The 13,923-nt window shown below is 68.8% G+C and carries 14 protein-coding genes (1 of these 14 cut by a window edge); 9 read left to right on the top strand and 5 right to left on the bottom strand.

What is annotated here, in order from left to right; genetic code table 11:
• Window positions 1–203: 203 nt before the first annotated feature.
• The 3 genes from tkt to BHS09_RS37795 form a co-directional block, all read right to left on the bottom strand.
• Window positions 204–2,267 carry a transketolase gene (gene tkt, locus BHS09_RS37805; RefSeq protein WP_174259396.1) on the bottom strand — a complete coding sequence of 688 codons (2,064 nt, stop codon included), beginning with the start codon at window positions 2,265–2,267 and terminating at the stop codon, window positions 204–206.
• Window positions 2,268–2,437: 170 nt separating this feature from the next.
• Complete coding sequence (locus BHS09_RS37800; protein ID WP_140796165.1) at window positions 2,438–3,646, bottom strand: vWA domain-containing protein; 1,209 nt, start codon at window positions 3,644–3,646, stop codon at window positions 2,438–2,440.
• 12 nt (window positions 3,647–3,658) lie between these two features.
• Entirely contained in the window at window positions 3,659–4,507 is an 849-nt protein-coding gene (locus BHS09_RS37795) for an AAA family ATPase (protein WP_174259016.1), read from the bottom strand.
• A gap of 185 nt (window positions 4,508–4,692) precedes the next feature.
• On the opposite strand from BHS09_RS37795, the gene BHS09_RS38975 reads away from it, so the two are divergent.
• From BHS09_RS38975 to BHS09_RS37765, 7 genes are all read left to right on the top strand, one after another.
• The gene (locus BHS09_RS38975) at window positions 4,693–4,860 is read left to right on the top strand and encodes a hypothetical protein (protein ID WP_174260626.1); all 168 of its coding nucleotides are present in this window, start codon (window positions 4,693–4,695) and stop codon (window positions 4,858–4,860) included.
• A 126-nt stretch (window positions 4,861–4,986) separates the two neighbouring features.
• A complete protein-coding gene (locus BHS09_RS37790) occupies window positions 4,987–5,793 on the top strand; it encodes a cell wall protein (protein ID WP_140800504.1) in 807 nt (268 codons plus the stop codon).
• Window positions 5,794–5,955: 162 nt separating this feature from the next.
• Entirely contained in the window at window positions 5,956–6,498 is a 543-nt protein-coding gene (locus tag BHS09_RS37785; RefSeq protein WP_140796162.1) for a hypothetical protein, read from the top strand.
• Between the two features lie 473 nt (window positions 6,499–6,971).
• On the top strand, window positions 6,972–8,084 hold the full coding sequence (locus tag BHS09_RS37780) for a 3-oxoacyl-ACP synthase III family protein (protein WP_140800503.1): 1,113 nt from the start codon (window positions 6,972–6,974) through the stop codon (window positions 8,082–8,084).
• On the top strand, window positions 8,084–8,680 hold the full coding sequence (locus BHS09_RS37775) for a DUF2378 family protein (protein WP_140796160.1): 597 nt from the start codon (window positions 8,084–8,086) through the stop codon (window positions 8,678–8,680). Before BHS09_RS37780 ends, BHS09_RS37775 begins: the two co-directional genes overlap by 1 nt.
• A gap of 75 nt (window positions 8,681–8,755) precedes the next feature.
• The gene (locus BHS09_RS37770; protein WP_140800502.1) at window positions 8,756–9,364 is read left to right on the top strand and encodes a hypothetical protein; all 609 of its coding nucleotides are present in this window, start codon (window positions 8,756–8,758) and stop codon (window positions 9,362–9,364) included.
• A gap of 234 nt (window positions 9,365–9,598) precedes the next feature.
• Window positions 9,599–11,050 (top strand): metallophosphoesterase family protein, encoded by a 1,452-nt coding sequence (locus BHS09_RS37765; protein WP_174260625.1) that lies wholly within the window; start codon window positions 9,599–9,601, stop codon window positions 11,048–11,050.
• A gap of 16 nt (window positions 11,051–11,066) precedes the next feature.
• Here BHS09_RS37765 and BHS09_RS37760 read toward each other — a convergent pair whose 3' ends face one another.
• Complete coding sequence (locus tag BHS09_RS37760) at window positions 11,067–11,726, bottom strand: hypothetical protein (RefSeq protein ID WP_237080077.1); 660 nt, start codon at window positions 11,724–11,726, stop codon at window positions 11,067–11,069.
• A 9-nt stretch (window positions 11,727–11,735) separates the two neighbouring features.
• Window positions 11,736–12,218 carry a nuclear transport factor 2 family protein gene (locus BHS09_RS37755; protein WP_140800501.1) on the bottom strand — a complete coding sequence of 161 codons (483 nt, stop codon included), beginning with the start codon at window positions 12,216–12,218 and terminating at the stop codon, window positions 11,736–11,738.
• Between the two features lie 153 nt (window positions 12,219–12,371).
• On the opposite strand from BHS09_RS37755, the gene BHS09_RS37750 reads away from it, so the two are divergent.
• Both BHS09_RS37750 and def read left to right on the top strand, forming a co-directional pair.
• Window positions 12,372–13,739: a hypothetical protein gene (locus BHS09_RS37750; protein ID WP_140796158.1), complete on the top strand. Its 1,368-nt coding sequence runs from the start codon at window positions 12,372–12,374 to the stop codon at window positions 13,737–13,739.
• Between the two features lie 95 nt (window positions 13,740–13,834).
• A protein-coding gene (def, locus tag BHS09_RS37745; protein WP_140796157.1) for a peptide deformylase crosses the window boundary here: on the top strand, window positions 13,835–13,923 show its 5' portion. 418 nt of this gene lie beyond the right edge of the window; 89 of the gene's 507 nt are visible here — the first part of the coding sequence; it begins with the start codon at window positions 13,835–13,837; its stop codon lies beyond the right edge, outside the window.

Genomic DNA, 13,923 nt, shown 5'->3' with positions numbered 1-13,923 from the left:
CACGCCCACGAGGCAGCCGGGAACGACGTTGAAGTGACCTGATGGGCTCATGGCGTGGGGGGAACCCCAGCCGGGGGGCTGGGACGCGACGGGGGTCGCGCCTCTCCGCGCCATGAGTCCGCCAGGACGAGCACCTGGATGCCGAAAAGGCCCGAAGGCCTCGGACCGTTGGGGGACGGTCCGAGGCTCTTTCTTTTTGCGGGCTACGGCCGCGTCTTCGTCTTCTTCAGCGAGTCCTTCGCCTGCTGGGCCACGTGGTCCGCGGTGAAGCCGAACTTCTGCTGCAGCGCCTTGATGGGCGCGGAGGCGCCGAAGCTGCGCATGGCGACGATGTTGCCGTCATGCCCCACGAAGCGCTCCCAGCCGAAGGTGGCGCCCTTCTCCACCGCGACGCGGGCGCGCACGGACGGAGGCAGCACGCTGTCCCGGTACTCCTGGGACTGCTCCTCGAACAGCTCCCACGACGGCAGGCTGACCACGCGCGCCGGGATGCCGTCCGCCTTGAGCTTCTCCTGGGCGTCCAGGCACAGCGACACCTCGCTGCCGGTGCCGATGAGGATGACCTCCGGCTTGCCGCCCTCCGCCTCGGACAGCACGTAGCCGCCGCGAGCCACGCCGGACGCCGCGCCGAACTTGCTGCGGTCCAGCGTGGGCACGGGCTGGCGCGTGAGCACCAGCACCACCGGGTGCTTGCGCTGCTGGGCAATCACCCGCCACGACTCGACCACCTCGTTGGCGTCACCGGGGCGCAGCACGATGATGCCGGGAATCGCGCGCAGCGACGCCAACTGCTCCACCGGCTGGTGCGTGGGGCCGTCCTCGCCCACGCCAATGGAGTCGTGGGTGAAGATGTGGATGGCGGGCAGCTCCATCAGCGCGGACAGGCGGATGGCGGGGCGCTCGTAGTCACTGAAGATGAGGAACGTGGCGCCGTAGCCGCGCAGCTTGCTCAGGCACAGGCCGTTGACGATGGAGCCCATCGCGTGCTCGCGCACGCCGAAGTGGATGTTGCGCCCCGCGTACTCGCCCGGCTTCATCGCCTCCCCGCCGGTGATGTACGTCTTCGTGGACGGGTTGAGGTCCGCCGAGCCGCCCACCAGCCACGGGTAGTGCTTGGCGATAGCGTTGAGCACCTTGCCGCTGGAGTCGCGCGTGGCCAGTCCCTTGGCGTCGGCGGGGAACGTCGGCAGCTCCGCGTCCCAGCCCTGGGGCGCGTCGCGGCGCTGCATGCGCTCCAACTGGTCGGCCAGCTCGGGGAACTGCTTGCGGTACTCGGCGAACTTCTGCTCCCACTCCGTGCGCAGCTGCTTGCCCCGAGCGCCCATGCGCTCCTGGAAGCGCTCGCGCACGCCGTCGGGGACCAGGAACTTCTCGTCCTCGGGCCAGCCGTAGAAGCGCTTGGTGCCCTTGATTTCCTCGTCGCCCAGCGGCTCGCCGTGGGCCTTGGAGGAGCCCTGGAGCTTGGGCGCGCCGTAGGCAATCTGGGTGGTGACGATGATGAGCGTGGGCTTGCCGCGCGCCGTCTTGAAGGTGCGCAGCGCCTCACCCATGGCGTTCAAATCGTTGGCGTCCGGCACGCGCAGCACGCGCCAGCCGTAGGCCTCGAAGCGCCGGCCCACGTCCTCGGTGAAGGCCAGGTCGGTGCTGCCGTCGATGGAGATGTGGTTGCTGTCGTAGATCCAGCACAGGTTGGGCAGTTGGAGGTGGCCGGCGATGGACGCCGCCTCGGACGCCACGCCTTCCATCAGGTCGCCGTCGCCGCAGATGGCGTAGACGTCGTAGCCGAACATCTCGAAGCCGGGGCGGTTGTAGTAGCTCGCGAGCCAGCGGCTGGCCATGGCCATGCCCACGCTGTTGGACACGCCCTGGCCCAAGGGGCCGGTGGTCGTCTCCACGCCGCTGGTCCACCGGTACTCGGGGTGGCCCGGGGTGGACGAGTCGAGCTGCCGGAACTTCTTGATGTCCTCGAGCGACACGGTGGGCGCGTCCTCGACGGTGTACTCCCGCGTGACGCGCTTCACCCCGGCCAGGTGGAGCAGCGCGTACAGCAGCATGGAGGCGTGGCCGTTGGACAGGATGAACCTGTCCCGGTCCGGCCAGATGGGGTGGGACGGGTCATACCGGAGCTCCTGCTGCCAGAGCTGGTACGCCACGGGGGCCAGGGACATGGGAGCCCCCGGGTGGCCCGAGTGGGCCTGCTGTACCGCATCCATGGCGAGGGTGCGGATGGTGTTGATGGCCAGCACGTCCTGCTTGTCGGTTGTCATGGTGTCCTCGCGGTCCCGCTCGCGTGCGCGCGCACCATGCCGCAAGTGACGCTCCAGGTGCTGCACCAAATGCGCTGGGGCCCGCCCGGCCGTCCGCCAGTCCACGGGCACACCCGGAATTCCTGCCCTGGGGGGCACGGGAATGAATCCCGCGCGCCTACGGACACGCCTCAGCGCCGCGCCGCCGCGCCCCTCACGGTGCGGCCCCGTGTCAGGTGCGTGACGGCTTCACCCAGGCCCTCCACCGTCAGGGCGAACATGGGGAAGATGCGGGCAATCACGGAGATGGTCCCCGTGCGCCACGTGCCCATGGGCTCCGGGTTGAGCCACACGTTGCGCTCGAAGTGCTGCGCCAACTGCATCAGCCACGTCAGCCCTTCCAGCCCGTCCGTCTTGTAGTGCCCCTGCGCGTCGGTGCGGATGGACAGCTCGTAGGGCGCCATGGAGGCATCCCCCACCATCACCAGCTTGTGGTGCCGTCCCACCTGGGCCACCAACTCCGGCACCGTGATTCCGCCCGTGAGCTGCGGCGTGGCGTAGAGCTTTCCGTAGACGCAGTTGTGGAAGTAGTAGGTGCGCAACTCCTTGAAGTGTGTCGCCTGGCTGGCCACGCTGAACAGCCGGCTCACCAGCGCCGCGTACGGGTCCATGGAGCCGCCCACGTCCATGGCCAGCACCACGCGCGTGTTGGGCCGGCGCGGCGGCCGAGTCACCACCTCCAGCTCACCGGCGTTGCGCGCGGTGGCGGCGATGGACTCGTCCACGTCCAGCTCGTCCGGCGCGCCGTCCCGGGCGAAGGCGCGCAGCTTGCGCAGCGCCACCGCCATCTGCCGGGTGTCCAGCACCACGTCGTCGCGGTAGCCGGCGTACCTCCGGGCCCCGGCCTGCATCAGCGCGCGTCCCTGGCGGTTGCCCGCGCCGCCGCCCACGCGGATGCCCTCGCGGCCGAAGCCGTTGTTGCCGAAGGGAGACGTACCGCCGGTGCCCACCCAGCGGTTGCCGCCGTCGTGGCGCTCCTTCTGCTCCTTCAGGCGCTCCTCGAACAGCCGGCGAATCTCCTCCGGGTCCAACTGCTCCAGCAGGGCGACCTCCTCGGGGCTCAGGTCCGGCCGCTCGCGCGCCTCCTCCAGCCAGTTGAGCAGCTCCTGCGTCAGCTCCAGGCTCGCCGTCTCCACGCCCTGGAAGTGCGCGAGGAAGGCCTGGTCGAACGCATCCAGCTGCGTCTCCGAGTGCACGAGCAGCGCCCGGGCCACATGGTAGAAGCCGTCCAGGTGGCTGTCGTGCAGGCCCGCTCGCAGCGCGCCGGCCAGCGCCAGCGCCTCCTGGGCGCCGACCTTCAGCCCGCGCCGGCGCAGCTCGTAGAAGAAGGGCAGGAACATGGCAGCGCCTCTCTAGGCCCGGGGACGGCGCCCGCGCCCGAAGGCCTCCGCCACGGAGACCAGGTCCTGCTCCTTCTTCAGCAGCGCGCCCAGGAAGGGGAGCTGCTCGTCCAGCTTGAGGTCGTGGACGCCCTGTGCCTTGAGCACGGCAATCCAGTCGATGAGCTCGCTGGTGGAGGGCTTCTTGCGCAGGCGGGTGAAGCTGCGCAGCTCGTAGAAGACCTTCAGCGCCTGCTCGGACAGCGCGCTGTCCAGCCCCGGATGGTGCACGCCGACGATACGGCGCATCAGCTCCGCGTCCGGGAAGTCGATGAAGTGGAACACGCACCGGCGCAGGAAGGCGTCGGGCAGCTCCTTCTCGTTGTTGGATGTAATCACCACCACGGGGCGGTGCTTCGCCACCACCTCGTCACCCGTCTCGGTGACGCGGAAGCGCATCCGGTCCAGCTCGTGGAGCAAGTCGTTGGGGAACTCCAGGTCCGCCTTGTCCACCTCGTCGATGAGCAGCACCACGCGCTCGGGGGAGGAGAAGGCCTCGCCCAGCGGGCCCTGGCGGATGTACTTGCGGATGTCGCGCACGTCCCCGTCGTTGAAGCGCGAGTCATACAGGCGCTGCACGGTGTCGTAGACGTAGAGGCCGTCCTGCGCGCGGGTGGTGCTCTTCACGTGCCAGGTGATGAGCCGGTGCCCCAGGGCCTCGGCGATGGCCTCCGCCAGCAGCGTCTTGCCGGTGCCGGGCTCGCCCTTCACCAGCAGGGGGCGCTGGAGGGTCAGCGCGCAGTTGACCGCGGCCTGGAGGCTCTCGTGGGTCAGGTAGGTGTCGGTGCCTTTGAAGCGGACGGGAGTGGGCGCCTGGCTCATGCTCCATCCCTTTAACATCCGCCGCGTTGCCTGGGGGGCTCACGTACCCGGGGCTCCGGAAACGTCAGACCCGAACGGCAAGCTCGCTCGTATGTCTCGGGCAGAGGCAGCCGGGCGGCCTGTGGGGGAGGAGACCCGCGGAGTTGGCCGGCGTTCACGTCCGTCACCTGCTTCGAGGAGGCGCCATGGTTCACCTGTTTGTTCCAGCACTGTTGCTCGTGGGGGCCGTCTCCCTGGCGGCGCGCACCTGCGGGACGGCCGCCGTCAGCCGGCCGTCCGAGCTCCAGCGGGAGGCCCCGGAGCGCGTCCTCCCTCGGGCCGAGCCGCCGGCCACCGTCAGCGTCCGGGGGTAGAGGCTGCTCTGGCGGGAGGGACCGACCTCACGGGATGTATGGCTTCGCCCGCCGGTCAACGATTGGTGCGAGCCAAGCACAGGTTTTCACACCGGTTGCCTGGGGCCCCGTGTATTCTCCCGAGCAATGTCCATTGCGAATGCTCTTGGCGAAATCTTCCGGCGCGAACTCGATGCGCAGTTGGTCCCGTTGCAGCAGGCGGTCCGGCGCATGGAGGAAGGCCTGGAGGCCCTGGAGTTGGTGCGCGAGGTGACGCACCGGTTGGCGCCGCTGACCAGTCGTCTCGGCGCCATGGCGGGAGTGCGGACGCCCACGGTGCTGCCCGCGTCCACGCGCGGAGGCCGCAAGCAGGTGGTCGCGGCGCCAAAGGGCCGCGCATCCGTGGGCCGGCCCGTGGCCGCGAAGCCGGTCGTCAGTCAGGCGCGCGCGGAGGAGGGCGCCCGGGCGTGCGCCGTCATCGGTTGCGAGCGCCCCAGCCGTTCCAAGGGGTACTGCTCGGCGCACTACCAGAAGCTGCGGTTGCTGATGCGGACCAACCGCCGGCCGTCGGCGTGGAAGGACGACGCGCTTCCGCAATCGGTGGAGGACGTGACGCTGCCGCGGGGCCGCGCCGCCAGCAAGGCGCTGCGTGAGGGTGGCGCCAGGAAGAAGGCCCCGGCGAAGGCCCCGGCCCCCGTGGCGGCGCCGCCGCCGCCCGCCGAGGAGAAGGCGCCGGCCGCCGCGAAGAAGTCAGCGGGTCGGAAGGCCGCGGGCGCGAAGAAGGCCGCACGGGCGAAGAAGGCCCCGGCCGCCGCGAAGAAGTCAGTGGCCAAGAAGGCGCCGGCCGCGAAGAAGGCCGCGGCCAAGGGGGGGCGCCAGGTCAAGACCACCAAGGTGAAGGCCGGAGCCGGCAAGCGCAAGAAGGGCCGGTCCTCCCAGGGCTCGCTGTTCTGATTCGAGCGCCGCGCCCCGCGGATTCCCTCGGGCCTTCGGGCCCGAGCGGCTCAAGTGGAATCCAGGGAGCGCGGTGAGCAGGCCGGACGAGCGGCCGGTTCCCGGACGTCCCCTTCGAGTCTCCGTTGACAGTGGCGGGGCGGGGATGGGATTCGGCCCGGCATGAGCGAGCAAGGTTATCCGGTCACCGTGGCGGTGCGTCGTCCCGACGGGCGGGTGGAGCAGGTTCGTGTGGGCACGGCGTTCAAGAGCGGCGAGGGCTTCACGCTGACGCTGGGAGAGATGTCCATCGGTGGCACGCCGGACGCGGCGGCCCCGGCGGCGCGGCGTTCAGCGCCCGCGAGCAGCGGTGGCGGCGGTGGTGGTGGTGATGGAATGGTCTTCCCCAACTACGGCCGCAGCAAGGGCGGACCCATTGTCGGCGCCAGCATGGGCGACCTGGAGTTCTACGCCAACGGCGCGCGCCGCACGCTGAATGACGCGAGCAAGTCGCGCTGGCACGACAAGGAGCGCCAGCTGCTCGCCGCCATCGAGGCGGAAATCGCGCGGCAGCGGGGCGGCGACGCGGGTGGTGGCAACGACGGCGGCTACGGCAACCAGGGCGGCTACGGTGGTGGCGGCCGGGGCGGTGGCGGCTTCGGAGGCGGGAGCTACGGCGGCGACGACATCCCTCCGCCGAACGACGACGACAACATCCCGTTCTGAGCCGCGCCAGGTCGGTGAGTGGCCGCCCCCAGTGGGTGGGCGGCCTTCCCGATATGTTGATTTCAGCACAGTTGTCTCATCCGCTCTTCAAGCCAGACACTCTCAGTGAGAGGCTCGGCGCCCAGATTCGTCGCATGGGTCTTTAGTCACTCATGCACGTATCGGCTCTTTTCACAGTGCAGCGAAGTCATAGGCGACACCTGGGGTGACATGCTCAGTCACTGAGAGGAAATTCTCATGACGAGGTGCTTCATTCGCAACGGTTGCTACTTCATTTGTGAAGCACTGGAAATCTCCAGTAATCCCGGTGGTTTCCTCGTGCCGCCGGCTGGAGGATGATTCACGAATGAAGCTGCCCCGTTCGCCAGCGGCAGTTGTTTCAATGACTTCGTATATGGCCTGAATCCTGCTCAATCCCCGTTGCCAGGGAATCCCTCCCATATGGCGAGACTGTGAAAAAACGGGGCCATTAAATGACACCCAATGTCTGTGTCGTCGGAGCTGGTGCCTTCGTTCCTTCACGTGTGGTGAGCAACGAGCGGATCGCCAGGGCCATCCCGGGGTGGTCGGCGGAGCGCATCGAGGAGAAGGTCGGCATCCGCGAGCGCCGCTTCCTCTGGGACATCGACGAGGCCACGGGCCGGGCGATTCCACCTCCCGAGAATGACGGACACATCTACCCGGCCAGCAACACGGACATGTGCGAGGTAGCGCTCCGGAAGGCGCTCGCCCAGGCGGGTGTGGACCCCAAGGCGTTGGACGCGCTCTTCGTGGTGACGTGTACGCCGGACGCGCCGCACTTCAACCACGACGCCATGGAGCTGCACCGGCGGCTGGAGCTGCGCGAGGACGCGTTCGGGCTCGTGGTGGACGACGGCTGCGGTGGCACGCCGTACGTGTTGGACATGGTGAAGAAGATGATGGACGGAGGGCGCTTCCGCACGGTGGCGGTGGTGGCCTCTGCCTTCACGTCTCCGCTGGTGAACCGGGAGGTCTACACGGACGAGCTGCCGCCCGGGCCTGGCCGCTCGAAGACGCTGCAGGGCTACCTCTCCATGTATGTCTTCGGCGACGGGGCGGGCGCGGTGGTGCTCCAGTCGAAGCCGGGGGATGCGGGGGCGGAGGGCATCCTGGCGTCCTTCTCCGGCAACGCGTACGGAGACCTGGTCATCCGCAAGGGTGGCGGCCTGTTGAAGCTGCCGTATCAGCCGGGGCGGATGCGTCCGGCGGACATGGCGTTCGTGGTGGATGGCTTCCGCGTGGCGCGCAGCTATCCGGAGTACATGCAGAAGTGCCTGGATGTCGTCCTGGGGCCGCGGCCAGAGCTCCGTTCGAAGGTGGAGCGGTACTACTTCCACCAGCCGAACAAGCGGGTGATGGACGCCTTCGTGGAGCGGGCGGGGCTGCCGCCTGAGGCGGTGGCGTGCAACGTGGACCGCTACGGCAACACGTCGGCGGCGGGGATGCTCATCCTTCTGGCCGAAGACCTGGAGGCCGGCCGCGTGCGTCTGGGAAGTGGTGACCTGGTGGTGGTGGCAGCGGTAGGCGCGAACGTCCATTACGGCGCGCAACTCGTGAGGTTGTAATGAACAAGTTGGATTCGAATATCGGCAAGGAGCTGGACGCGCGGTTGGCGCTGGCGACGAAGGACGACACGGCCCGCGGGCTCTTCTTCAACGGCGTGGTGTCCGCCGTTCGCACGATGGGAGGGGACGCGGCGGTGGAGCGCTGTCTGGCGGCCAGCGGCGAGACGCGCTTCATCGACTTCTTCAACTACCCGGTGGCCGCCTTCCTGCGGATGTCCTTCACGGCGGCGCAGGTGATGGGCCCGGAGCACGGTGGCTTTGACGGAGCGCTGCGGCGCATGGGGGTGGTGGCCACGACGGACTTCCTGTCCTCGGCGGCGGGCAAGACGTTGTTGCTGCTGGCGTCGGACAGTCCGAAGCGGCTCGTGGGCAACCTGCACTCGGGTTACCGCGCGGCGGTCAGCTACGGCGAGCGCGGTGTGAAGTGGACGGGCGACACCAGCGGCATCTTCACGATGAAGCGGGACTTCATGCCGCCCGCCTACCACGAGGGCACGCTCCAGGCCGTCATCGAGGCGGTGGGGGGCAAGCAGGTCCAGGTGCACGGCCGGCAGACGGGGCCGCTCGACACCGAATACACGCTGTCGTGGCAGTAGCCCCGGCGCGGGGCGCGTCGAAGGGGTGCTAGCGGTGGGCTGAAAAGCCCCTCACGGTCCGGAGGGAGGTACGCCATGTCGCGAAAGCTCGGCGGTGCGGTGGGGATGTTGGGTGTCCTGTTGCTGTCGGCGCAGGCGGGAGCCAATGAGGTGGTGATGCAGTTCCGCACGCAGGAGGACCCGGCGAGCCCCGCGGACCCGGCGGTGTGCGCGGCGGCGCCCTTCGAGGTGAACGTGAAGCTGGGCGGGAGTGTGTATGTGCCGGAGCACAATCCCAAGGACGGCAAGGTGGTTGATGGGGGAGGCCGGCGCGTGGGCTCGGCGACGGCGTGCGTCCAGGTGACGGACAACGCCTTCCCCGCCGGGCAGCAGCTGAATGTCTACATGCGCTACAACCTGCCGGAGGGGGGCTTCACGGCGCGGGGCACGTGCACCCTGGTGAGCAACGACGTGCCAGCGGCGGGGCTGGTCCTGGCTGGCTGTGCGATGCGGCTGGTGGACGTGCCCAAGGGCTTCGTGGGTGGCTCGGTGTCGAGCACCAGCGTCTTCAATCCCCGAAAGCTGCCGGGCTACGCCACGGGTTCGTATTACACGCTCTACGCCTACCGTGATGGCCGCCAGCGTGACGCGAGCAAGGTGAAGGAAGCGCAGGAGGCCGCGGCCGCCGCGAAGGCGCGGGAGTAGTCGCCCCTCGGCCGCACTGGAACCACGGGACTGGGCCCGGGGCGAGCGCCGGACACAGGGGCCCCAGGCACAGGAGGGCGCTGTAGACGGCGCCCCCCTGTGTTCATTGCCCAGTCCCGATGCGCAAACGTGGCGGTCCTGCGGCAGGCTTGGCATCCCCCACGTTGGCCCGAGCCCGATGAACGTGTCGGGCGCGGCATTCCCCGCGTCGGGCCAACGGGCGATGATGTGCCCATGGACCGCAAGCGGGTCGAGTTCTACACGGCACTCGGGTACCGGGCTCCTTCAGCCTCGGCAACGGCTCAGACGACGTCCGGAGCCGCGAGCGCCGACGTATCGGAGTTACCGCCGCTCGGTCCAGACGACCTGGGCGCGCTGCGCGAGCGCTTCCTGCGCGAGCCGGAAGAAATCCTGAGCCTCATCCGCCAGGACTTGGGCGCGCCCGTTTCAGAGGGAGCCCTGGTGCACGTGCTCCAGGAAATGGAGCAGTCCCTGCGCGAGCCCGAAGCCGCGCTTCAAGCACTGAAGCAGCCGGCATTCCAGGCACGGGCCTCGGTGTCACTGCCGCCGGACTTCACCTTCCCGCTGATGACGAATGAAATCCCCATCGACCCGGCGCGAACCCGTTTCGAGCCGGTAGCGGACCTGCGCGGATGGCTCCTGTTCAGCGGTCGCGCCTGGCTCCACGGCGGCTGGCACCGGGCGGAGTTCCGTCGGCACGACGATGCGCATCACGCCACCCGTTTTCGCTACGAGCTCCGCGAGCCCGCGCCGGGACGGCCGGTGGAAGTGGCGCTGTTCGGAGGCTTCGGCACGGGCGAGTACCCCGCGCGCTACGTGGCCCGTCAGCTCATCATGCGAGGCGAGCGCCTGGAGTACGCCGTGCACCTCGGGGGCGTGTACTACGCGGGCCGTCAGGGCGAATTCGACGCGCACGTGGCCGAGCCGCTCGAACCACTGTTGCCAGTGACAACGCTGATGACGCTGAACGCGGGCTCGGAGATGCGTTCCGGGGGCACCCCCTTCTACCGCTACCTGGACGAGCGGCGAGGCGCCTCACGAGCGAAGCAAGTCCAGGAGGGAAGCTACTTCTGCCTGGCCTCGGAGCGCTTCCAGCTCATCGGTCTGGACACCGCGTACTTCGAGCCAGGACGGCACCAGGAGCCCGCGCTCCTGAGCTGGCTGGAGTCGGTGCTGAAGGAGGGCCGCCAGCGAGGAGCAACGAACATCCTCCTGAGCCACGACGCGCCCTACCGGTACGGAGAACCGAGGCACGCCGGTTTGCTGGAAGACCTCCGGGAACTGGCGGTCGAGCGCGCACAGGTCGACCTGTGGTTCTGGGGCGCCACGCCATATGGAGCACTGTTCGACCGGAGCGCCGCGTTCCCATTCCTGGGAGGAAGCCTGGGGCACGCCGGTCTCCCGGTGCGAGCGGTGACGCCGGGACTGAAGTCTCCAGCACCCGTGCGCTTCCTGGAGTCGCACGCACGCTTCCCCGAGTGGACGGACCTGAGACCCGAACTGGGCAACAACGGCTATGGCTCGCTGCTGCTGCACGAGGACGGCACGTTGGGCCTCCAACTCCTGGACTGGAGGGGCAACGTCCGCTGCACGGCCAAACTGGCCCGCGAGGGGATGGGCCCGCTGACGTACCAGCACCTTGAGACGTCCGAATCGGAGCCGTGAGCGCGAGGGCGCGGCGTCACAGCCAGACGCGCGTGTACCAAGGTGCTCGGGAAGGCACGCTCCTGCTCCGAGCCGGGTCAGCAGGGCGCGGCACGGTGACGTAGCGGAGCCGGTATCCGTGGGGCAGCGCCTTCCAATACGTCACCTGCCACGGCGTCAGCACCTCGCCGTGTTTCGACGCGCTGACCGGCTGATGCGCATCGCCGAGTGACTCATGAAAGTGGAACTCCGCGTCCGCGGCTTCAAGGCTCGCGGCCTCGATGACCCAGGCGTCCTGGGCATCGTCGGCGGAGGGCTCCTGCCCCGCGTTGACGAACCGGCTCCAATCAGGCCTGGCGTGCTGCTCCCAGACGGCGCCCCCGTCACCCGTGAGCGAGTAGCCAAAGGGAGTGCGGGACTGCCGGGCATCAATGGCGCTTGAAATCTCCTCGGGGGAGAACAGCTCCTGCAGTCCATCCGGAAGTGCGTGGACGCGGATGAGTCCGCGCTCTGCGAGCAGCGACAGCCGCTCACACAGCTCCTCCCGGGACAGCCGCGGGTCGTCCGCCATGTTGAGCGCGATATGCGGGTTCGGCTCCACGAGCATGTGCAGGGGTGTAGGCAACTCCATGGCGGCCTCCAGAAGCCAGAGGTCCAGAGCCTCCACGGGCGGGCTCTCACTATCGGGCGGTGCCATGCGTCCTCCTCACTCCTGGGGAATGCCACGCTCGCGCATGAAGATGTCCAGGGACTTCCGGGCCTTCGCCTGGACCTTCTTCTTCAACAGGGGTGTCCACCCGAGCAGCAGTCCCGTGGGGCCCAGCGCCTGGCGGGACCAGGTCCAGAAGTCGAAGTGGTCGCGGTGCCGGACAATCTTTCCGTCGCGGAACTCGAACTCAGCATCGATGCGGTTGAGCACCTTCCTTCCGGTGCCGCTGAACGTGTAGCGGGCATCCCAGTGGGCGCGGCCCCGGTGGTCATCGGCCTGCACGTCGCGGAAGGTGACCTCCAGGTCCTTGCCGCGCTCGCAGAGCATGAGCCACATGGCACCGGGCTCCCGGTGACGGAGTCCGGCGAAGGCGGCGTCGGAGAACTCCACCTCCGGGTGGTAGCAGGCGGCCATGGCCTGGGCGTCCCGGCGTTGGAACGCCGAGTAGAAGTCAGTGATGAGCTGGGCGTGCGGGTGCATGGGACAGGTGTAGCAGACCTGTCAGTGAAGACGCGCCAACTGTCCGGATGGCATCGCTCGGAGGGTGAAACGTCCCAGGGCCGCATGGCTGCGGGGCGCCCCCCGCGCTAGCCCCGTCGGCCGCGCCGTGTGCCATGGCGCCGGGGGTAGGCAATGCGGAGTCCGAAGCGTGGCGGCTCGGCGGCGGGGACGCTGCTGGCCGCGGTGGTGATGTGGGCGGGAGGAGGGCCAGGCAGTGCCATGGCGCAGTTCTTCACTCCGGCGCAGACGTTGACCACGACGGCGGTGGGCTTCCAGGTCCCGCAGGTGTGCACGTGGGAGGGGGACGTGCACGTCGTCTGGGTGGACGGCGCCCAGGCGGGGAGGGTTGTGAAATATCAGCGGAGCACGGATGGGGGTGTCAGCTTCCGTCCGGTGCGCAGCCTGGGACCGGACAACTCGATACCCGGGGCGGCCGCCCGTGGCGCGAGGGTGCTGGCCCAAGGTGAAAACGTCTATGTGACGTGGCTGGACAGCGGGCTGCGGTTTCGTTCGAGCAACGACCGGGGAGGCACCTTTGGCCCCGTCCTCGAACTGACCCAGGAGAAGGAGGGGGGCCTGCGCCTCGCGGCCACCCGGAGCCACGTCTACATGGGGTGGTTCCGCTCGAGCGAAGACGACCAAGGCGGCATCCACTTCATCCGCGGTCCCACGGGGGGCGTCTTCGCCGACATCGAGGCGCTGAACGGCCAGCAGGGCTATGGCGACGTGGAGTTGGCGGCCCTGGGCGAGCATGTCTACGTGTTGTGGAACGGGGCCGGCAGCGATGAGAAGTCGAGCCTCTATTTCCGGCGCAGCACCGACGGAGGCGGCACCTTCGAGCCGGTACAGCAACTCGCCGGGCTGGGAGGGAACTCCAGGGACCACAAGCTGGCGGTGCAGGGCAGCGACGTCTACGCGGTCTGGACCGAATGCGGCACGGGGCTTTCGTCCTGCGAGGTGCTGCTGCGCCGGAGCGCGAATGCGGGGACTTCCTTCGGCCCGGTGGTCAACGTCAGCAACGACACGCGTGTCTCCTCCAGGCCGCAGGTGGTGGCGCGTGACTCACGGCTCTTCGTCGCATGGCTGGACCAACGCCCGGGCGCCTTGGGGCCGGAGGTCGTCCTGGCGATGAGCGTCGATGGTGGGGCGACGTTTTCCGCGCCCAGGAAGGTGTCGCAGGCGCAGGTCCAAGCGCTCTCCCCCCGCATGGTTCCTGCGGGAACGGGCGTCCGGCTGGTTTGGGCGGAAGGCTTCAACGGGGAGCGGGAGGTCCTGACGCGCGCCACGGTGGGGTTGGGCATTGCCTTGGGACCGGTGGAGAACCTGAGCCGCAGCCTTGAGGATTCAGGAGAGGCCTCCATGGCATACTCGCAATGCGGCGCCCAGGTGCATGTGGCCTGGCTGGAGGGCGATGCGCCTCTGGGCAACGCGGTGTTGTACCGCCGCGCCACGCTGCCCTTCGCGGAGCTGTATTGCCTGTTGTGGCCAGAGCCCCAGTGAGGGCCCGGTGGGGCAGGGCGGTCGTGTGAACCGGTGGACCGTTGGCATGCCGAATCGGGCGGCGCTGAGGGGGCGTGCATGGCAGATTGCGGCCCATGGCTCGCGACATCGTCATCTGGCCCCATAAGGTCCTCACCTCGTCCACCAAGCCCGTGACTGACTTCGGCCCTCCGCTCGAGAAGCT

The sequence above is a fragment of the Myxococcus xanthus genome (assembly GCF_006402735.1).
In the GTDB taxonomy this organism is placed as follows: domain Bacteria; phylum Myxococcota; class Myxococcia; order Myxococcales; family Myxococcaceae; genus Myxococcus; species Myxococcus xanthus_A.
This window is presented reverse-complemented; position numbering and strand designations above follow the sequence as displayed.